Origin of the sequence: Peptostreptococcus equinus (genome assembly GCF_027125355.1) — a bacterium.
Lineage (GTDB): Bacteria > Bacillota > Clostridia > Peptostreptococcales > Peptostreptococcaceae > Peptostreptococcus > Peptostreptococcus equinus.
Window position 1 is genome coordinate 1,755,461 of the sequence record NZ_CP114052.1, and the last position, 20,669, is coordinate 1,776,129.

Consider the following 20,669-nt stretch of genomic DNA (forward strand, 5'->3'; position numbering starts at 1 on the left):
TTTTTTTACTAAATATTAAATTTTATTCAAGTACGTTCAAAATTTATCAAGATAACCTATTCCTAGTATAACATAAATTTATATAAAAAAATAGCATAGCTATGTACCTACCTCTAATTGTTAGATTTTTAATTCTAACTTTTGAAGTTCGCTATACTAAGCTATGCTATATTTATATATTTATTAATTTCTGCCGCAACAGTTTTTATATTTCTTTCCACTTCCACATGGACAAGGTTCGTTTCTTCCAACTTTAGGGGTTGTATTTGCCTCGGCAATTATAGGTCTGCTTTCTTCTACTTCTGGTGATTCAAGATTTTCAACATCAACTACAGCTGTTCTTTCTACTGGTACTTCTACCTGTAAATTGTATAGATAAGACACAGTGTCTTCTCTAATAAGCTTATTCATATCGTCAAACATTTCAAATCCTTCCATCTTGTAAGCTATTACTGGATCAATTTGGCCAATAGCCCTTAGACCAATACCTTGTCTTAACTGATCCATAGCATCTATATGATCTATCCAATGATTATCTACAGATTGAAGTAATACGATTCTCTCAACCTCTCTCATTCTTTCAGAACCAATAAACTCTTCTCTTTCTGCATATGCATCAAGTAGCTTTTCATATGTAAGCTCTATTGCTCCAGCTGGATCATTTTGATTGTATTCTACATTATCTATTAGCCCACCTGGTACAAATTTATGATATAGATATGCTTTGAATTCAGCTACATCTAATATATTCTTTTCGTTTGTGTTTAATTCTACACCATCAACTATTACATCTCTTATCATAATTAGAATCTGATCTTGTAAATTTTCTCCAGACAGAACTCTTCTTCTCTCAGCATAAATAATCTCTCTTTGCTTATTCATTACATCGTCGTATTCTAAGACATGCTTTCTTATTCCAAAATTCTTTCCTTCAACCTTCTTCTGTGCATTTTCTATAGACTTAGTCAATATTCTATGTTCTATTGGTTCATCATCTAGTCCCAACTTACCTAGTATTCCCTGTACTCTTTCGCTACCAAATAATCTCATTAAATCATCATCTAATGCTAAATAAAATTTAGATGTACCAGGGTCACCCTGTCTACCAGCACGACCTCTTAACTGGTTGTCTATTCTACGAGATTCATGTCTCTCTGTACCTAATATACAAAGCCCACCTGCTTCTCTAACAGCTATCTGTTCTTTATCTGTAATTTGCTTGAATTCTTCATATAGTTTCTTGTATGTAGATCTAGCTGCATCATATTCTTCTCTATCTTCTACACCTGCTATTTCATTTGCAGAATTTACTCTATTTATCATTTCATCAGTGAAGTTTAGTCTTTTCATCTCTCTAAGAGCCATAAAAGAAGGGCTACCGCCTAAAAGTATATCTGTTCCTCTACCTGCCATATTAGTAGCTATAGTTACAGCGCCCAATCTACCAGCCTGCGCAATAATTTCAGCTTCCTTTTCATGGAATTTTGCATTCAGTACTTCGTGCGTTATTCCAACTTCTGTAAGAATTTCAGAAAGTAATTCTGATTTTTCTATTGATACAGTACCTACAAGTACTGGCTGATTTTTCGCATGCCTTTGTTCTATTTCTTTTGCAACAGCCTTAAACTTTGCTAATTGGTTTGCATATACTGAATCGGATAAATCTTCTCTTATTGTTGGCTTGTTGGTAGGCACTTGGAATACATCCATTTTATAGATTGACTTAAATTCCTCTTCTTCTGTCTTTGCTGTACCCGTCATACCAGAAAGCTTATTGTACATTCTAAAGTAATTCTGGAATGTAACAGTTGCCATTGTCTTTGATTCTCTTTGTATAGTTATTTCTTCCTTAGCTTCAATTGCTTGATGAAGTCCATCAGAATATCTTCTACCAAACATAAGTCTACCTGTAAATTCATCAACTATTATAATTTCATCATTTTTAACTACATAATCGACATCTTTTTTCATTATTGTATGAGCCTTTAAAGCTTGGTTTATATGGTGATAAAGCTCTGTATGCTCAATTGTAGTAATATTATCTACATTGAAGTATACTTCTGCTTTTTGAATACCAGTTTCTGTAAGTGCAACAGCCTTGTCTTTTTCTTCTTTTTCATAGTCATTTTCATCTAATGTTGTAACAAACACATTTGCATCAGAATATAGGTGAGTTGACTTATCTCCAGGTCCTGATATGATAAGTGGGGTTCTTGCTTCATCAACAAGTATTGAATCTACCTCATCGACTATGGCATAGTTAAGACCTCTTTGAACCATCTGCTCTTCATGAATTACCATATTATCTTTTAGGTAGTCAAAACCATATTCGTTATTTGTACCATATGTGATATCGCAATCATACTGGGCTTTTCTTTCCTTAGGATTCTGACCGTGCACAATAACACCTACGCTCATTCCTAAGAATTCATAAACCTTAGCCATCTGATCACGGTCACGCTTTGCCAAGTAATCATTTACTGTTACAACATGTGCTCCTTTACCCTCAAGCGCATTCAAATACACTGGACAAGTAGCAACTAATGTCTTACCTTCACCAGTTTTCATTTCAGCTATACGACCTTGATGTAAGACCATACCACCTATTAGCTGCACTCTATAATGTCTCATTCCTAATATTCTAGTAGAAGCTTCTCTTACAACTGCAAAAGCATCCACTAATATATCATCAAGTGTTTCACCATTTCTTAGTCTCTCTTTAAATTCAGGAGTCATCGCTTGTAACTCCTCGTCAGTCATTTCTAAATATTTAGATCCTACTTTTTCGATTTGATCTACAATTTTATTAAATTTTTTCAAATCTTTTTTATCGGCTCTATTAAATACTCCGTCTAAAAAACTCATTAGCACCTCTCCTTAGTCTATTTTTAAACTCAATATATATGAAATATGTAAAAACATAATTTTTCACAAAATTATACATGTATAATATTTTATCATAAATTCAATACTTATAGTCGATTTTTACTAAAATATTACATTATAAATGATTGTTTTTTTCACTTCTATAGATTTTTAAAATAAAAAAAGCTTCCTACTATAACGGAAACTTTTAAGTAAATAGCTGACCTGGTCTTTGACCCCACACTCGCCTGCTGGAACTTTCGCTACGGGGTTGCCTCACTACTAATCCTCTCGATTTTCTCGGCAGGACTTACTTCTAAGCCGCGCCATGCTCACTCTTCTATTTTTAAAGTAGCTTACGTGGATCCTTTTGCCCGCGACTGGCTTGGACTTACAACCACAGACCTATATACCTAATTATTTTATAATTTTGTCGGACAAAAGTCAACTATTTTATATTTATTTTGTTTTTTACATAAGTAATTATGTCGTTTTACTCATCCGTCACATCTTTTAAATACTTTCCTGTAGCAAAACTTAATGATAATATTTTTCCTACTCCAGATAATTTTAAAACCTTTGCTATTTCATTCATAGTAGAGCCCGTGGTAAACACATCATCTACTATTATTAAATTTTTATTATATATTAATTCTTTTTTTCCTTCGCATATTTTAAAAGCATTTTTTAACTCTCTACTTCTATCTTTTTCTGATAGTTTATGGAGTTTTTTAGTATTTTTATTTCTTTCTACGCAATCTACTATAGTAATATCAAAATATTGACTAATATAGGAAGTTATTAATTTAGCTTGATTGAATCCTCTTTCTTTTTCTCTTTTTTTACTAAGAGGAACAAAGCTAATATAATCGAATTCTTTGATTATATTACTATAGTAGCTATTTATTTTGTCTATAATAATCTGAGATATCAACTTTGCATAAAATGTTTTTTTGCTATATTTCAATCCAAATATCATCTTTTTCGACATTTCATTATACTCTACTATAGATATGTTCCTGTCAAATAAAAAATTTTTATGCTTGCAAAAATCACAGTTTTCTATTAATACTTCTTTATCCAAATTCAAGTTTATAAATGGCTTGCCACATTTTGGACATACATCATTTAAAATAATCATTTCATTATAGCATTTAAAACACATAGAATATTTATTATTTTTATGAATTGGCATTTTGCAATATATACAATTTAGATTTTCAGGAAATAGTATCTCTATTGTTAGATTATAAATTTTTATCAGTGTATACTTTATATCAAAAAGCATAAAAGCCCCCTATTCTGGAGGCTTAGTCTTCATATAAATCAGTTAATTTTGAGTTGCTTAACCTATATGATAAATTAGAAAATCTTTCGCTATTTTTATTATTTTCTATCATATGATTTAAGTATTTTTTCATACCTACTATTACAACTAATTTCTTTGCTCTTGTAACAGCTGTATACAACAAGTTTCTGGATAACAACATAGGCGGTCCCCATGTCATAGGTAAAATAACCACTGGAAATTCACTTCCCTGGCTCTTATGGACTGTAGTACAAAAACAGTGCTCTATTTCATCTAGTTCGTCATACTTGTATTTGAAAATTTTATATTCGTCAAATTGAATATACAAATTCTTATTTTCTTTATCTATATGAAAAATATATCCTATATCTCCATTGTAAATACCTTCTCCAGAATCTGTACTTTTTTCATCTTCCCAAGGTTTTGAATAGTTATTTTTAATCTGCATAACTTTGTCTCCAACTCTGAATATCCTTTTTTGAAGTACTAATTCCGTTCTATCACCTCTAGATGGATTCAATATATTTTGAACTTCTTGATTTATGCTGTTTACTCCTGCTTCTCCTTTTCTCATAGGAGAAAGGATTTGTATATCTTTTTTTGAATCTACATTATAAAATTTTGCCAATCTACCACTAACCAATGATTTTATTTCTTCTATAATTTCCTTATCATTTTCCCTATTTATAAAATAAAAATCACCATTTTTTCTATTTGATACTATATCTCTACCTTCATTAATCCTATGAGCATTTACAATAATATCACTTTCTTGAGCCTGCCTAAATATTTCTGTAAGCTTTATAGTAGTTACTATGCCAGAATTGATAATATCCATTAATACATTGCCTGCGCCTACAGATGGTAATTGATCTACATCTCCCACTAAAATAAGTCTTGTCTTTGTACTCATAGCCTTCAAAAGACTATCCATTAGAAATATATCCATCATTGAAGCTTCATCCACTATTATTACATCTGCTTCAACTGGTTCGTCTTCATTTTTAGAAAAAATAAGCCTATCATCTGTATCAAAAGCCATCTCCAACAATCTATGTATAGTTTTTGCTTCATAACCAGTAGTTTCAGTCATTCTTTTGGCCGCTCTACCTGTTGGTGCCGCCAATACCACTTTTTTATTGTTAATTCTAAATAGATTTATTATAGAATTTATAGTCGTAGTTTTACCTGTACCTGGCCCACCTGTCAACACCATAACTCCATTTTCGAATGCTGCTCTTACTGCTTGCTTTTGAGCAATGGCTAAAAAAATATCATTATTTTCTTGAAAATCTTCAATTTCTTGATCTATATCTATTAAAACATCCCTGTGTTCAGAGCCATGTAAATTTAAAAGTCTACTACAAACATCTACTTCAGCTTTATAATACTGACTTAAATATATAATATTTATTTCACCCATCTTTTCAATAATTATTTTTCTATCTAAGCAAAGTTCAAATAGACTAGATTCTATTTTTTCCATTTCTACCATTAAAAGATTATATGACTCAGCTTTTACAATATACTCAGGTAAAAAAGTATGTCCCGAATTTATAGAATTTTTCAATATATGGAGTATACCATGCTCTATTCTATATTCAGAGTCATTGCCCATTCCAGATTTTTTCGCTATTTCATCTGCAACTTTAAAACCGACACCTACTACATCATCTATCAATTTGTATGGATTCTTACTTACTACATCTAAAGAAGATTCTCCATACTTTCTAAATATTTTCATACTCATTTTTGGACTGATTCCATAGGGTGAAAGTGCTATTATTACATTTTTTACTCCCATATTTTCATTAAAGCTGTCGATTATTGGTTGAAGTTTCTTCTTTCCAATACCTTCTATTGATAGTAACTCTTCCGGACTATTTTGTATTATTTCTAGAGACCTAATACCAAACTTGTCTACTATTCTCTTCGCTGTTTTTTCTCCAACACCTCTGATTACACCAGAAGATAAAAAAGCTAAAATACCTCCTGCTGTAGATGGAATAACTATGGAATAGGAATCAACTTTTAATTGTCTACCATATGATTCGCGAATAGTCCATTCACCATTTACTTCTATATTCTCGCCAACGCTAATTCCAGGCATATACCCTGTGATAGTTTCAATAAAATCTTCAGTTTTTATTCTAGCTATTGTATAGCCATTTTTTTCATTTGCATACACAATGTCACTTATCGTGCCTTCAAATTTAGTCATTTATTGCCTCCTATCACTTATAGCCATTTTATATTATTATTAAACCTAAAATATACCCATTAATAAATTATATATTATAAAAATAAACTTGTCCAATTCATCTATATGTGCGAAAGAAAATAATTAATAAATCTTTATTATATTAAAAAAATTATAGTTCATATGTATTTTAGATTAATTAAATATAATATTTTTAAAATTACAATAAATAAAAAACGAACTTTCGTTAAAACTATATCAAAAAAATAATTCTATGTTATAATTAACTTGTATATTAAGTTATATCTTTATATACATCAGAAATTATATTTTTACTATTATTTAGGAGGTATTATAATGGAGAAAAAAAGTAAATTTTTAACTTCTATTAGTATCGGTGTTGCTACTGTATGGTTTTCTACACACTGTGGCGCCGGTTTTGCATCTGGTACACAAGAGCTTCAGTATTTTGCTAATCATGGATGGTTTGGAGTGTTGATGCCAATAATTACATTTATTTTAATTGGTATCACATATTACGTAGGTCTAGAAACAGCTAGACAGACAGATAAATGGTCTTATGATGCTTGGTCAAAAGAGGCTTTTGGCGGCGGAACTCTTGCAAAAGTTCTAGCAATTCTAATGGATATAAGTATCGTGATAACTACTATAGCAGCTTCTGCAGCTACGATAGCTACTGGTGGCTTACTTGGTCAACAGTACCTAGGACTTCCAGTTGCACTTGGTTCCATAGCAATGGTTGTAATAGTAACTTTATTATGTATATTTGGTGAAAGTCTAGTTAGAAAAAATGCTATGTTCATGACTGCAGGTATACTTATTATAGTTACAATAGTAATAGTTGCAGGTTTAATGAAATTTGCTCCAGATATTCAAAGATTGTTTGCCGAGGGTTATGTAAATCCTCATTCAGCTCAATGGTCAATAACTGGTAAAGGTGGACAGGTACCAGGTAATATCGGAAATGCTCTACTTTGGGCATTGACTTATACTGGTTTCCAAATAAGTGCAATTGGTGGTATCACTTCTTCGTTCAAGGGTGGACAGTTTAGAGAAGAAGCTAAGGGTGCTATGATTATAGGAGCATTTATAAATATATTGATGCTTGTTGGAATTTGTTTATTAATTTTCTCTCAAATGCCTAACATCTATACTAATGAGGCTGCAAGACAGTTACCTACTATATTTGTTGTAAAACAATTGAATGTCCCTGCATTATCAGTATTATATCCAATATTATTGTTCCTTGCTCTAATAACTACTGCAGTAGGATTTATATTCGGTATGGTATCAAGAATTGAACCTTATGCATTTAAGAACATGGAAAATCAAACTCTAAAAAAAGCTATTATATGCATACTTAGCTTAGCAATATGTTATGCAGTATCTAAATTAGGTTTAATGTGGATAGTACAAAACGCTTACAGATATTTAGGTATATATAATTGGATTTTCATGATATTACCTTTATGGTTCTTCGGATTTAAAAATATAAAAAGAAGAGATAGAGAAAGATTAGAAGTTAAATAAGTTGACTTTCTTAAAATATTATATATATAAAAACAACCTCTAAAATTAGAGGTTGTTTTTTTGCTAGAATCATTTTTTTATGATTTATATACTTAATTAAATTATTTTTCTGAAAGGTATTTTTTTAAATCATCTACCTTATCTAATCTTTCCCATGGAAGATCTACATCAGTTCTTCCAAAATGACCATAAGCTGCAGTTTGCTTGTATATAGGTCTTAGAAGATCCAAATTTTTAATTATTGCACCTGGTCTTAAATCAAAGTTTTCTCTTACAATTTCAACCAATCTTTCATTTGAAAGTTTTCCAGTACCAAAAGTATCTACAAATATAGAAAGAGGTTTTGCCACACCTATTGCATAGGCAACTTCTATCTCACATTTGTCGGCTAATCCTGCTGCTACGATATTTTTTGCAACATATCTAGCTGCATAACAAGCTGATCTATCTACTTTTGTAGGATCCTTTCCTGAAAAAGCTCCACCGCCATGTCTTGAATATCCACCGTAAGTGTCTATAATTATTTTTCTTCCAGTCAGTCCAGTATCTCCATGTGGTCCTCCGACAACAAATCTTCCTGTAGGATTTACATAATATAAAGTTTCATCATCCAATAATTCTGCTGGAATTGTAGCTTTTATTACCTTTTCTATAATATCATTTCTAATTTGATCATTTTCAACATGTGGATCATGCTGCGAAGAAATCAGAACTGTATGTACTCTAACAGGTTTTTCATCTTCATATTCAACTGTTACCTGAGTTTTTCCATCAGGTCTAAGATATGATAATTCACCAGACTTTCTAATTTCTGTAAGCTTTCTTGATAGCTTATGAGCCAAAGAAATTGGAAGTGGCATTAACTCTGGAGTTTCATTACAAGCAAACCCAAACATAATCCCCTGGTCTCCTGCTCCTACTTTTTCTAAATCATCTTCAACTTTTTCTTCAGTCTTAGACTCTAGACCTTCATTAACTCCCATTGCTATATCATTTGACTGTTCATCAATGGCTGTTATTACAGCACAGTTTTCTGCATCAAATCCAAATTTCCCTCTTACATATCCTATTTCTTCTACTGTATCTCTTACAAGTTTTGGAATGTCTACGTAAGCATTGGTAGTTATTTCACCTGCAACTAATATTAGTCCCGTTGTAGCTGTTGTTTCACAAGCAACTCTTGAATATGGGTCTTTTTCAATTAGTGCATCAAGTATAGCGTCAGATACTTGGTCACAAAGTTTATCAGGATGTCCTTCAGTAACAGATTCTGATGTAAATAAATGTCTTGCCATTATTTTTTCCTCCATTTAATAAAATAAATTTTATCTAATTTACCCCATATTTTCTAATAAAAAAACCTCTTCACAAAAAGAAGAGGCAATAAATTACTTTATTAGCTAACCTCATCTTTCAAGAAAATATTCTTGTAGGATTTAGCACCGTAAAACTTCGGTTGCCGGGCTTCATAGGGCCTGTCCCTCTGCCACTCTTGATAAGGTAAATCAAGATTTTTTTAATTGTACTGGATTATTTTATCATCCATAGATAATTTTGTCAATACCACATTTTCTGTTTTATTTTATACTTAATATTTCATCATATATAGAGCCTATATCTTCAAAGTTCTTTTCAAAAGAATAATTTTCCACTACAAACTCTCTTGCATTATTAGCAAGTTTATTTCTTAATGACTCATCCCTTAGTAAGCGATTCATAGCATTTAGTAGTTCTTGTGCTGAATTTGATTCTACAATTAGACCAGTCTCATTTTCTATTACTGTTTCTGGATGTCCTCCAACCCTAGTAATAATTACTGGTATAGCGCATGCCTCTGCTTCTATTACAGATACTCCAAAACCTTCGCTAAGTGATGGAAATACACATACATCACAAGAATTATATACATATTCAAGTTCATGACTTGGAACTCTACCCAATAAACTTATGTTATCCCTAGAATTAAGTGTTGAAATCTGTTGGATTAAATTTTCTTTTTCATTACCTTCGCCGCCTATTTTAAGTCTCAATTTTTTCCCGAACAATTCTCCTGAATACCTATTATAAAGCATTTCAAAAGCATCAATTAAATATTTAATACCATATTTCTTTTCTAGACTTTTTACTATACCAAAGGTAAAATATTTTTCATCTCTATAACCATTTAGTGGTCTAAATTTATCTACATCCACCCCAAAATAAGTTATTTTCGCTTCTTTTTTTGTATATAGATTTACTTCTCTAGCCATATCAATACTATTTGTAAAAATATAATCTGCATATTTGAAATTATGTTTTATTATATTCTTTTGTATAAATCCGTTTCTTGGAAAGTCATATATATCTGTCCCCCAGACAGATATAATATAAGGTCTATGCCCCAAAAGCGTACCTATAAAACCATAGCTACTAGCATAGTGGGCATGCAGTATATCTGGATTAATTTTCTTTACTAGAGATCTAATATTTTTAATATGACCTAAATATGATAATTTTTTATATATTTTTTCATTTTTAACTTCATTTACATTAGTTTGGAAATTATGAACATTTACACCATCAATATCTCCACCATTTAATGAAATAACATGAATCTCGTAATCCTTATTTTTGAAGAAGTTGCACCACTTAATAACATGTGAGTTATTTGCATCTCCTAAGTAACATATTTTTTTCAAGAGATACCTCCTTTATATTCAAATAATAAATATGCTTCTCATAGAATATACTATAAGAAGCACATATTAATTATTATACAGTTCCTGCCATTTCTAATATTTCAACCGATGACAAGGCTATAGCTGTTCCTCTGACAACACATGATATTGGATCATCCGCTAATCTAACAACTAAACCAGTTATTTCAGATATTTTTTTATCCATTCCATATAATAGGGCACCCCCACCTGTAAGAACTATTCCTGTATCTGCTATGTCAGATGCTAGTTCTGGTGGTGTATCTTGTAGGGCGCTTATTACTAGATTACATATTTGACCTACACTTATAGACATTGCATCCATTATTTCTATAGAACTTACTGTAATAGCTTTTGGTAAACCGCTAGCTAAATCTCTACCAGTTATCTTTACAAATCTTTCTTCTTGTCTACTATAAGCACAACCTATATCTTTTTTAATTCTTTCAGCTGTTCTCTCACCGATCATTACATTATAATTTCTTTTTATATATCTTCTGATATCTTCATCAAATTTGTTACCAGCTATTTTTATTGACTTACTAAGTACTGTTCCACCAAGAGAAATAACAGCAACATCAGTGGTTCCTCCACCTATATCTACTACTAAGTGTCCACCTGGCTTTGTAATATCTATTCCTGCTCCTATGGCTGCGGCTATAGGTTCTTCTATTAAAAGAACTTCTCTTGCTCCAGCCTGTCTAGTAGCATCTTCTACAGCTTTCTTTTCAATATCGTTAATTTTAGAAGGTACAGATACCATTATTCTAGGCATAACTATTTTTCCCATACCCTTCTTTTCTCCAATTATTGAGATAAAGCCTCTTAGCATTTTTTCTGCATTATCATAATCAGATATTACACCATTCATCATAGGTCTTATAGCCTCAATTTCCTTTGGTGTTCTACCTATCATTCTATATGCATCATTTCCAACTGCAATTACTTCATCTATTCTATTGTCTACTGCAACAACTGAAGGTTCATTTAACACTATACCTTTATCATCTACAACCATTTGTACATTTGCAGTACCTAAATCGATCCCTATATCTATACCAGCCATAAAAACCTCCGAAATTATATATTAGTCTTCAACTATTTCTACATCGCCACCAAGCGATCTAAATTTCTTATCAATATCAACATATCCTCTTTGAATATGATATATTTCTCCGATATTAGTTACACCCTCTGCAATCAAACCACAGAGAATTAAGGCTGCACCTGCTCTTAGGTCAGTTGCTCTTACATCTGCACCTACAAGTTGATCCACACCGTTTACTACAGCGCTTCTTCCATCTATTTTGATATTTGCACCCATACGATTAAATTCAGTTACATGCATAAATCTATTTTCAAATACTGTTTCTATAACAACACCAGTACCTTCAGCTACCGTTAACATAGCCATAAATTGTGCCTGTACATCTGTTGGAAAGCCTGGGTGTGGTAAAGTCTTTACATCTATTGGCTTTATTATTTCTGGACCTACAACTCTTACTGAATTTTCATCTTCTTCTACTTTTGCACCAGCTTCTCTAAGCTTTGCTATTACTGGTTTTAAGTGATCTAATATTACATTTTCTAAAGTAATATCTCCCTTAGTCATAGCAGCTGCTACCATATATGTAGCTGCTTCTATTCTATCTGGTATTATTGTATGTTCAGCACCATGCAGCTTTTTTACGCCCTTTATTTTTATAGTATTAGTTCCAGCACCTCTAATTGATGCTCCCATTTCATTTAGAAAATTAGCTAAATCAACAATCTCTGGTTCTTCGGCTGCATTTTCAATTATAGTTATTCCATCAGCTAGTACAGCTGTCATCATAATATTTTGAGTTGCACCTACAGAAGGAAAATCTAAGTATAATTTATTACCTATTAAATTCTCTGCCTTTGCTTCTACAAAACCATGATCCATATTAATTTCTGCTCCAAGAGCCTTAAAACCTTTTAAATGTAGGTCTATAGGTCTAGTTCCTATAGCACATCCACCTGGCATGGAAATTTTAGTGTGGTTAAATCTCGCTAGCAATGGTCCCATTACTAGAAAGGATGCTCTCATTTTCTTAACTAATTCATATGGAGCTTCACAAGTCTTAATATTTGATGAGTCAACTATTAATGTACCATCTTTATATTCTACTTCTGCACCTAAGTGTCTAATTAAATCACTTATTACGTGTACATCTCTTAGATTTGGTACACTATTTAAAACACATTTCCCATCAACTAATAAAGTCGCAGCTATTATTGGTAATACTGCATTTTTTGCTCCATCTATCTTCACCGTACCATTTAACGGTGCACTCTTTCTAACTCTAATTCTTGGCATATTTTTCTCCCTAATTTCTAAAACTGTATATTTATCTGCATTTATAAAACTTAAAAATCAACTTTCCAAATCTTATAAATGATAATAAACATATATTAATAGTATATAAATTTTTTATTAAATATGTCAACTATTTTCATATAAATACAAAGCATAATTTCAAGCGTTTCTATTTTAGATATAATTATTTGTAGATAAAAAAGGAGATAATAGGTATCTCCTTCAATCTAAACAAAATACATCTATATTATATCAAACAAACAGTCTATAAATCAACAAATTATCATATTTTTACTGACATTATTCTATTATTTATACTTATTAATCACTATAATCCAATTTTTTCTTCTATTATTTTAGCAAGTCCATTAGCAAGGTCACCTATTTGATTTATGTCTTTACCTTCAAGCATAACTCTAACAAGAGGTTCTGTACCTGATGGTCTAATTAAGACTCTTCCATGACCATCCATCAGTTTTTCTATTCTTTCTATTTCCTGTGCTATATCGTCAATTTCCATATACTTACTTTTATACTCGTTTTTAACTTTAACATTGACTAATACCTGTGGATACTGATCCATTACAGAGGATATTTCAGATAAAGACTTATCATTCTCTTTGACAATAGAAGCTAAAACTAATGATGACATTGTCCCATCACCTGTAGTATTATAATCCAAAAATACTAGGTGGCCAGATTGCTCTCCGCCTAAACAATATCCATTCTTCAACATCTCTTCTAACACATATCTATCTCCTACACCAGTTGTAGCAATATTAATATCATTTTCTTTAGCGGCAACAATCAGACCTAGATTAGACATTACTGTTACGACCAATGTATTATTTTTTAATTCATTATTATTTTTCATATGTATAGCGCTAAGAATCATTATCTTATCGCCATCAACTATTTGCCCTTTTTCATCCACTGCTATTAGTCTATCTGCATCACCATCATAGGCAAGTCCCATCTGGGCTTTTTCTTCCACTACCTTTTTCTGCAACATTTCTGGATGTGTAGATCCACAATTATTATTTATATTGCTTCCATCAGGATTTGCGTTTATTTCAATTACTTGTGCACCTAACTCTTTAAATGCCATCGGTGCCACCTTATATGCTGCACCATTTGCACAATCTAAAACCACCTTCATTCCTGTAAAATCTTCATTTATTTTAGATTTTAAATAATCAACATATATTCTACTTGCTTCATGATCAAATACTTTTTTTCCTAAATCTAATGCTACTGGAGTTTTTAGTATTTTTTCAGGATTATCTATATATTTTTCAATTTCTAATTCTACTGAATCATCTAATTTAAAACCTTTGCTGTTAAAGAATTTTATACCGTTATATTCCACAGGATTATGTGATGCAGATATTACCACCCCACAATCGGCTTTATAATATCTAGTCAAATAAGCTACTGCAGGAGTAGGTATTATACCAACTGTTATAACATCACAACCAACTGACATCAAACCTGCTATAAGAGCAGATTCCAGCATATCTCCTGATATTCTAGTGTCTCTTCCAACGACCACTTTTACTTTTTCTTTACCATCAGCTAATACATAGCCTCCAGCACGTCCTAATTTGTAAGCAAGTTCGCAATTCAATTCTGTATTGGCAATTCCTCTTACACCATCAGTTCCAAAATATTTTCTCATCTATATACACCTCTTAATTTACTTAATAATTTATTTACATTTATAAAATAAAATACATAATAGATTTTTACACAAAAACCCACTATGTATTTTATTTTACCATAAAAAAGTCCATTTTTGTTACTTATTATAAAAAAAGACTGCCACAAAATGTGACAGTCATATTTTATAATATTAATTTTTCTTCTGAGCCATAACTGCATTATATCCAGCTTCTAAAGCTTGTCTATTTACAGGTATGAATTTTTCTTTTCTCTTTCCGAAAACTTTCTTGAATGCTTCAAGAACAGAGTCTATATCAACACTGTTATCAACAGCTAAGAAAGCTCCAAGCATTACCATATTCGCAAATTTAGGCCCACCTAATTCGTTAGATAGATCATTGGCATCTACATAGTATACTGATATATCATCTCTTTCACTCTTTTCGTGAACTAGAGAACTGTTTATTAATAAGTTTCCTCCTGGTATAACGTCTCCTTCAAACTTAGTTAAAGATGGAGAGTTCATGATGATAGCAGCTGTTGCATCATCAGTTATAATTGGAGAACCTACTGGCTTGTCTGAAATTGTAACAGCACAGTTAGCTGTACCGCCACGCATTTCTGGACCATAAGAAGGTAACCAAGAAACTTCCTTATTTTCAATCATTCCAGCATAAGTCATTAACTGACCCATAGACATAACACCCTGACCACCGAATCCGGCACAAATAACTCTAGATGTACTCATTATTATTTTTCCTCCTTAGCAGCTTCAATATCAACGTCTCTAAAATTCTGAACTGGGAAATAAGGAACCATATTGTCTCTTAACCACTGTAAAGCGTCTGGTGCAGTTTTACCCCAGTTTGTTGGACAAGTAGAAAGCACTTCTACCATTGAGAATCCAAGACCTGCTTTCTGAACTTCGAAAGCTTTTCTAATACATTTTTTAGCCTTTCTAACTTCTGCAGGAGTATCTACTCTTACTCTTTCTACATATACAGCACCAGTTAAAGTAGATATCATTTCAGCTATTCTGATTGGGTAACCATGAAGCTCAGGATCTCTACCACCCTGACATGTAGTTCCTTTTTCACCTATTAGTGTAGTAGGAGCCATCTGTCCACCTGTCATACCGTAAGTAGTGTTGTTAACGAATATAACTGTTATTTTTTCACCTCTATTAGCTGCATGAACTATTTCAGCAGTACCAATTGAAGCTAAGTCACCATCTCCCTGATATGTAAATACAGTATGATCTGGTAAAACTCTCTTTATACCTGTAGCACATGCTGGTGCTCTACCATGAGCAGCTTCATGCATGTCGCAATTAAAATAATTATATGCAAGTACTGAACATCCAACAGGAGCAACTCCTACTGCATTTCCGCACTGATCCATTTCTTCTAAAACTTCTGCAACTAGTCTATGGATAATACCATGAGTACATCCTGGACAGTAATGTGTCTGTGCATCAGTTAAACCTTTAGTTCTTTCGAAAATTACAGCCATTACTTAACACCTCCCATAATTTCTTTTGCTCTTCTTACTATTTCCTTTGGTTCTGGAACCATTCCACCTGGTCTACCATAGAAGTGTACGTTATGTCTTCCGTTTGAGCCTAACTTAACATCTTCCACCATCTGCCCCATTGACATTTCGATTACGAATAAATCCTTGCAAGCTGGGATTTCATCAAATGCGTGGTATGGATAAGGCCATACAGTCTTAGGTCTTATTAGACCAACCTTGTATCCTTCTTCACGTAGATCTTCAACACAGTTCTTAACAACCCTTGCCATTGTTCCATAAGCAACGAATACTAATTCTGCGTCTTCAGTTCTATCCATTTCAACCTGAACTTCTTCTTTTTCTATAAGATCATATTTTCTACCTAAATGATAGTTATGTTCTTCAAGAATTTCAGGAGATAAGTATAGAGAGTTTATTATGTTTGGTTTTCTTTCTCCCTTTGTTCCAGTTGTAGCCCAATCCTTAGCAGGAATTTCTCTCTGCTTTCTTGGTCTATCAAAATCAACTGGTTCCATCATCTGTCCTATCATACCATCTAGTAATACTAGGACAGGAGTTCTATATACTTCAGCAACATCAAAAGCATCCTGAATCATATCACATGCTTCTTGTACACTTGATGGAGCGTAAACTGGAGTTCTGTAGTCTCCATCACCACCACCTCTTGTACACATAAAGTAGTCAGATTGAGAAGGTTGTATTGATCCTAGACCAGGGCCACCTCTCACTACGTTTAATATAACACATGGTACTTCAGCACCTGCACAATAAGTTATACCTTCTTGCTTTAATGCTAGTCCTGGAGAAGATGAAGAAGTTAGTACTCTAGCACCACATCCACCTGCACCATAAACCATGTTTATAGCAGCTACTTCAGATTCAGCCTGAACAAAAGTTCCTCCTATTGCTGGTAATTCTCTTGATAAATATTCTGGTAACTCACTTTGTGGAGTTATTGGGTAACCGAAGAAATGTCTACATCCTGCTGTTATAGCAGCCTTACCGAATGCTTCGTTACCTTTCATTAGTATCTTAGCCATTAATAATCCCCCCTAAAATTAATCTCTTTCTACAGTAATTACTGCATCAGGACACATCATAGCGCAGCTTGCGCATCCGATACATTCTTCCATTTTTTCAACATGTGCTGGGTTATATCCCTTTGAGTTAACCTTTGATAGGTCAAGCTCAATTATTCCTTTTGGACATACAGAAACGCAAAGTCCACAACCCTTACAGTACTTTTGATCAAAAGATACTCTACCTTTAGCCATTGTGTTGCCTCCTTAAAATAAAAATTAGTCTAAATAGTTTAATATATAAAAAACACAGCTACATCATCCATCCTTCTCTTAGCATCAATTTGATAGGTATAATTTCACCTTCAAAATCAGCTGGGATGTCCTTAACTAAAGATTCCAAACAAGAAACGTACCTAATAGGCAAATTTCTCTCTTTAGATACCTGACGGCATACTTCTTGGCCTCTTTCTAAGTCTTCAATAGTTGTTGCTTTTAGCATATGAGTATTATTGATTAATCCAGTTATCTTCAATTTTGAAGCTTCCTCAATTTCGTCAATATATTTCATAACTTCTTCAGCAGTCTGTGTCTTTTCTCTGTTTGCATTAACCACGAAAAACATATCGTAGTCATCATCTTTTATCATATCTCTATAACGAGCTATAACTGTGGCTCCTACTTTGTCACCACCTAAATCTATTATATTGTTGTAGTCATCATTTAGTAATGGAGTGTGAATTTCAGCAGATAATGCTGGAATATCAAGTGTAGGAGCATCAACTGAACTAGAAATCATGTGTATACCATTTTCTTCAAACATATCTTTTAAACCTCTTGATCTGAAATAAACGTTTACCACATCTAGGTCAGTTACAGCAAATTTACCTTCTATTTCTTTTCTAAGCTTTAATGCATAATTCGCAGTAAATTCGCTCTTACCACTACCATAGTGACCAGTTATTATTCTTATTCTCTTAGTCTTTTCCATTTCTTTCTCCATTCCTAGTTACTCAGTACTATTTAAATCTATATGGTATGCAAAACACATACCATATAGAAATTTAGTTAAATTACTGTGCATCGTAACTTTGAGCTTCTTCTTCTCCCTTTAATACTCTTAGTGCACCAAGAGTAAGCGCTATCATTTCATCTTCACCAGGATATACCTTTACATTTCCTATAAATGATACTCTTTCTTCTATCATCTTTGTAAATGATTTAGAATAAGCTATACCACCTGTTAATAATACTGCATCAACCTTTCCTGATAATACCGAAGCACAAGCTCCTATTTCTTTAGCTATTTGATAAGCCATTGCTGAATATACTAATTCAGCCTTCTTATCTCCTTTTTCTATCATAGCTTCAACATCTCTAGCATCATTTGTATTTAAATACGATACAAGTCCACCAGCACCTGTTATAAGCTTCTTAATATCATAAATTGTATATTTTCCACTATAGCACATTTCTACCAACTGACCTATTGGCACTCCACCACTTCTTTCAGGTGAGAATGGTCCTTCTCCATCAAGAGCGTTAGCTACATCCACTACACATCCAGCCTTGTGAGCTCCTACAGAAACTCCTCCACCCATATGTGCAACTATTAAGTTAAGATCAGTATATTTTTTACCAATTTCTTCAGCGTATCTTCTTGCTATAGCCTTTTGGTTAAGTGCATGAAAAATACTCTTTCTTTCTATATTAGCCATACCTGATATTCTTGCTATTTCTTCCATTTCATCAACAACAACAGGATCTACTATATAAGCAGGTATATTAAGTTCCTTTGAAAATTCGTTAGCTATTATACCGCCTAAATTCGATGCATGCTGTCCAGATACACCTACCCTTAAGTCTTCTAACATATTTTCAGTTACACTATAAGTTCCGCCCTTTATAGGCTTCAATAAACCACCTCTACCTACTACACAATCTAAACTTGATAGTTCGATATTGGCAGATTTTATTTCATTTTCTATAACTTCTTTTCTAAAGTTAAATTGATCTGATATTTGTTTAAACTGAGCAATTTCCTCTGATGAATGACGTAAAGTAGTCTCAAAAACTTCCTTATCATTGTCATATACAGCTATCTTAGTTGAAGTTGATCCTGGATTTATAGCTAGTATTCTATATACTTCCTTCATTTTATACCTCCAAACATTTTTCCCATTATTATTTGATAATAGATTATTTATTTTATCTTTGCAAAAAAAATATTTATACATCCTATCTCTTGTTGTAACGTTTTCATATTACACAAAATGTATAAAAATCTTTCTTTCATATACTATTTTATTACTAAAGTAAAAAACTTGCAAGAAAAATATAAAATTAACAATAAACCGATAACCTTATTTTTTTAATGCAAGCAAATTTTATATTATATTTAATTTTATTTTTTTAAGCATATACAAATAGTATTTTAATTTTACTTATATATATATTATTTTTCACAAGTGATTTTTAACAAGTATTATATTTTCAATTTGTTTTATTTTTATACAAAATTCTATAAAATTTAATATTTTTTAATAAATTATTTTTTATTAAGATCTACTTCACTTATAGAATCCTTTATCTCAATTGAATTAGGTATAAGCAATTTTATTTTTTTCCCAATAAAATCCTTAATATTACTATCATCAATATTTTGTGTTTTTATTTCACTTATATGATCTATAGAATCTTTTGTTCCCTTAATTGTAACTTCACTTGGTGATATGGTAAGATTCTTAGCATCATATTGACTTCCATCATAATCTATTTTTATAGGTACATTTTTTTCAATGTAAAAAGTTACTTCTGCCTCTACTTCTTTTTCTGATATATCTACATTTACCTGATGTCCATCTTTATCAAAAGCCAATAGCTTAACTTTTTGATTGACTTTCGAATTCGTTTTATCCCCTAGTTTTAGACTACCTCCTACATAATCAACGAGATTTATAAGACTTCTAGGTCCACTAACTGTCACCTCATCAAATGATTGTTCTATAGAATAAATATTCTCTTTAGGCATACTATTTTGCTTTATCTTAACTGGAACTCTCTTTGTAAGTTTTTTCTCAAGATTTATTACATAAGTATTATCCTTTAATTCCCTAGAAACCCGGTTTGAAATGTTGGTAGTCAAGTTTACAATATTCTTACCTTCTACTGGTCTTACCACTTCTCCATAAACTCGTACATTATTTGCATTTAATTTCTGCAGTTCGGATAACTTACCAGAAACAGTGACATTTGTAGTCACATTTTTATTTGGATAAATCACATATCTTTCTTTTTCTATTTCACTTACATTTGTAATTGTAATTGGAACATTTTCTATGACCTTTTTGTCATCTGGATCCACAACAGCAATTACATATAGCCAAAGAGCTATAGAAGCAACAACAGAAATAACCTTATATTTTATATTAGCTTTATCTCTAATCTTTTTTTCCATTCATTACACCTCTACTCTACCTATTACATTTTTACA

Annotated in this window: 16 protein-coding genes and 1 riboswitch; of the genes, 1 reads left to right on the forward strand and 15 read right to left on the reverse strand. The window is 32.0% G+C overall.

Annotation, left to right across the window (positions count from 1 at the left end):
• Positions 1-183 precede the first annotated feature (183 nt).
• The 3 genes from secA to recD2 all read right to left on the reverse strand — a co-directional run bounded on the left by secA (position 184) and on the right by recD2 (position 6,395).
• Positions 184-2,865 carry a preprotein translocase subunit SecA gene (secA, locus tag O0R46_RS08760; RefSeq protein WP_269311377.1) on the reverse strand — a complete coding sequence of 894 codons (2,682 nt, stop codon included), beginning with the start codon at positions 2,863-2,865 and terminating at the stop codon, positions 184-186.
• 493 nt (positions 2,866-3,358) lie between these two features.
• Positions 3,359-4,153 (reverse strand): ComF family protein, encoded by a 795-nt coding sequence (locus O0R46_RS08765; protein ID WP_269311378.1) that lies wholly within the window; start codon positions 4,151-4,153, stop codon positions 3,359-3,361.
• A gap of 22 nt (positions 4,154-4,175) precedes the next feature.
• On the reverse strand, positions 4,176-6,395 hold the full coding sequence (gene recD2 / locus O0R46_RS08770) for an SF1B family DNA helicase RecD2 (RefSeq protein ID WP_269311379.1): 2,220 nt from the start codon (positions 6,393-6,395) through the stop codon (positions 4,176-4,178).
• A gap of 336 nt (positions 6,396-6,731) precedes the next feature.
• On the opposite strand from recD2, the gene O0R46_RS08775 reads away from it, so the two are divergent.
• Positions 6,732-7,925 (forward strand): hypothetical protein, encoded by a 1,194-nt coding sequence (locus tag O0R46_RS08775; RefSeq protein WP_269311380.1) that lies wholly within the window; start codon positions 6,732-6,734, stop codon positions 7,923-7,925.
• A 101-nt stretch (positions 7,926-8,026) separates the two neighbouring features.
• Here O0R46_RS08775 and metK read toward each other — a convergent pair whose 3' ends face one another.
• The 12 genes from metK to O0R46_RS08835 all read right to left on the reverse strand — a co-directional run bounded on the left by metK (position 8,027) and on the right by O0R46_RS08835 (position 20,633).
• Positions 8,027-9,220, reverse strand: coding sequence for a methionine adenosyltransferase (gene metK / locus O0R46_RS08780; RefSeq protein WP_269311381.1), 1,194 nt, complete (start codon positions 9,218-9,220; stop codon positions 8,027-8,029).
• A 108-nt stretch (positions 9,221-9,328) separates the two neighbouring features.
• Positions 9,329-9,427: riboswitch (SAM riboswitch) on the reverse strand.
• Between the two features lie 75 nt (positions 9,428-9,502).
• Positions 9,503-10,603, reverse strand: a complete 1,101-nt coding sequence (locus O0R46_RS08785) for a glycosyltransferase family 4 protein (RefSeq protein ID WP_269311382.1) — start codon at positions 10,601-10,603, stop codon at positions 9,503-9,505.
• 73 nt (positions 10,604-10,676) lie between these two features.
• Positions 10,677-11,687: a rod shape-determining protein gene (mreB, locus tag O0R46_RS08790; RefSeq protein ID WP_269311383.1), complete on the reverse strand. Its 1,011-nt coding sequence runs from the start codon at positions 11,685-11,687 to the stop codon at positions 10,677-10,679.
• A gap of 21 nt (positions 11,688-11,708) precedes the next feature.
• A complete protein-coding gene (gene murA, locus O0R46_RS08795) occupies positions 11,709-12,962 on the reverse strand; it encodes a UDP-N-acetylglucosamine 1-carboxyvinyltransferase (RefSeq protein WP_269311384.1) in 1,254 nt (417 codons plus the stop codon).
• Positions 12,963-13,290: 328 nt separating this feature from the next.
• Positions 13,291-14,640: a phosphoglucosamine mutase gene (gene glmM, locus O0R46_RS08800; RefSeq protein WP_269311385.1), complete on the reverse strand. Its 1,350-nt coding sequence runs from the start codon at positions 14,638-14,640 to the stop codon at positions 13,291-13,293.
• A gap of 174 nt (positions 14,641-14,814) precedes the next feature.
• Positions 14,815-15,372 (reverse strand): 2-oxoacid:acceptor oxidoreductase family protein, encoded by a 558-nt coding sequence (locus tag O0R46_RS08805; protein ID WP_269311386.1) that lies wholly within the window; start codon positions 15,370-15,372, stop codon positions 14,815-14,817.
• A gap of 2 nt (positions 15,373-15,374) precedes the next feature.
• Complete coding sequence (locus O0R46_RS08810; RefSeq protein ID WP_269311387.1) at positions 15,375-16,136, reverse strand: thiamine pyrophosphate-dependent enzyme; 762 nt, start codon at positions 16,134-16,136, stop codon at positions 15,375-15,377.
• Positions 16,136-17,197 carry a 3-methyl-2-oxobutanoate dehydrogenase subunit VorB gene (locus O0R46_RS08815; protein ID WP_269311388.1) on the reverse strand — a complete coding sequence of 354 codons (1,062 nt, stop codon included), beginning with the start codon at positions 17,195-17,197 and terminating at the stop codon, positions 16,136-16,138. Before O0R46_RS08815 ends, O0R46_RS08810 begins: the two co-directional genes overlap by 1 nt.
• 18 nt (positions 17,198-17,215) lie before the next feature.
• Entirely contained in the window at positions 17,216-17,431 is a 216-nt protein-coding gene (locus O0R46_RS08820) for a 4Fe-4S dicluster domain-containing protein (RefSeq protein WP_269311389.1), read from the reverse strand.
• 58 nt (positions 17,432-17,489) lie between these two features.
• The gene (locus O0R46_RS08825; protein WP_269311390.1) at positions 17,490-18,167 is read right to left on the reverse strand and encodes an ATP-binding protein; all 678 of its coding nucleotides are present in this window, start codon (positions 18,165-18,167) and stop codon (positions 17,490-17,492) included.
• An 82-nt stretch (positions 18,168-18,249) separates the two neighbouring features.
• Positions 18,250-19,332, reverse strand: a complete 1,083-nt coding sequence (gene buk / locus O0R46_RS08830) for a butyrate kinase (protein ID WP_269311391.1) — start codon at positions 19,330-19,332, stop codon at positions 18,250-18,252.
• A gap of 392 nt (positions 19,333-19,724) precedes the next feature.
• Positions 19,725-20,633: a CdaR family protein gene (locus O0R46_RS08835; protein ID WP_269311392.1), complete on the reverse strand. Its 909-nt coding sequence runs from the start codon at positions 20,631-20,633 to the stop codon at positions 19,725-19,727.
• Between the last annotated feature and the right edge of the window lie 36 nt (positions 20,634-20,669).

Coding starts and splice junctions, on each gene's coding strand:
- glmM (WP_269311385.1), bottom strand. CDS start 14,640: ATGAGAAAATATTTTGGAACTGATGGTGTAAGAGGAATTGCCAATACA.
- O0R46_RS08815 (WP_269311388.1), bottom strand. CDS start 17,197: ATGGCTAAGATACTAATGAAAGGTAACGAAGCATTCGGTAAGGCTGCT.
- secA (WP_269311377.1), bottom strand. CDS start 2,865: ATGAGTTTTTTAGACGGAGTATTTAATAGAGCCGATAAAAAAGATTTG.
- O0R46_RS08825 (WP_269311390.1), bottom strand. CDS start 18,167: ATGGAAAAGACTAAGAGAATAAGAATAATAACTGGTCACTATGGTAGT.
- mreB (WP_269311383.1), bottom strand. CDS start 11,687: ATGGCTGGTATAGATATAGGGATCGATTTAGGTACTGCAAATGTACAA.
- recD2 (WP_269311379.1), bottom strand. CDS start 6,395: ATGACTAAATTTGAAGGCACGATAAGTGACATTGTGTATGCAAATGAA.
- O0R46_RS08810 (WP_269311387.1), bottom strand. CDS start 16,136: ATGGCTGTAATTTTCGAAAGAACTAAAGGTTTAACTGATGCACAGACA.
- buk (WP_269311391.1), bottom strand. CDS start 19,332: ATGAAGGAAGTATATAGAATACTAGCTATAAATCCAGGATCAACTTCA.
- metK (WP_269311381.1), bottom strand. CDS start 9,220: ATGGCAAGACATTTATTTACATCAGAATCTGTTACTGAAGGACATCCT.
- O0R46_RS08820 (WP_269311389.1), bottom strand. CDS start 17,431: ATGGCTAAAGGTAGAGTATCTTTTGATCAAAAGTACTGTAAGGGTTGT.
- O0R46_RS08765 (WP_269311378.1), bottom strand. CDS start 4,153: ATGCTTTTTGATATAAAGTATACACTGATAAAAATTTATAATCTAACA.
- murA (WP_269311384.1), bottom strand. CDS start 12,962: ATGCCAAGAATTAGAGTTAGAAAGAGTGCACCGTTAAATGGTACGGTG.
- O0R46_RS08805 (WP_269311386.1), bottom strand. CDS start 15,372: ATGAGTACATCTAGAGTTATTTGTGCCGGATTCGGTGGTCAGGGTGTT.
- O0R46_RS08835 (WP_269311392.1), bottom strand. CDS start 20,633: ATGGAAAAAAAGATTAGAGATAAAGCTAATATAAAATATAAGGTTATT.
- O0R46_RS08775 (WP_269311380.1), top strand. CDS start 6,732: ATGGAGAAAAAAAGTAAATTTTTAACTTCTATTAGTATCGGTGTTGCT.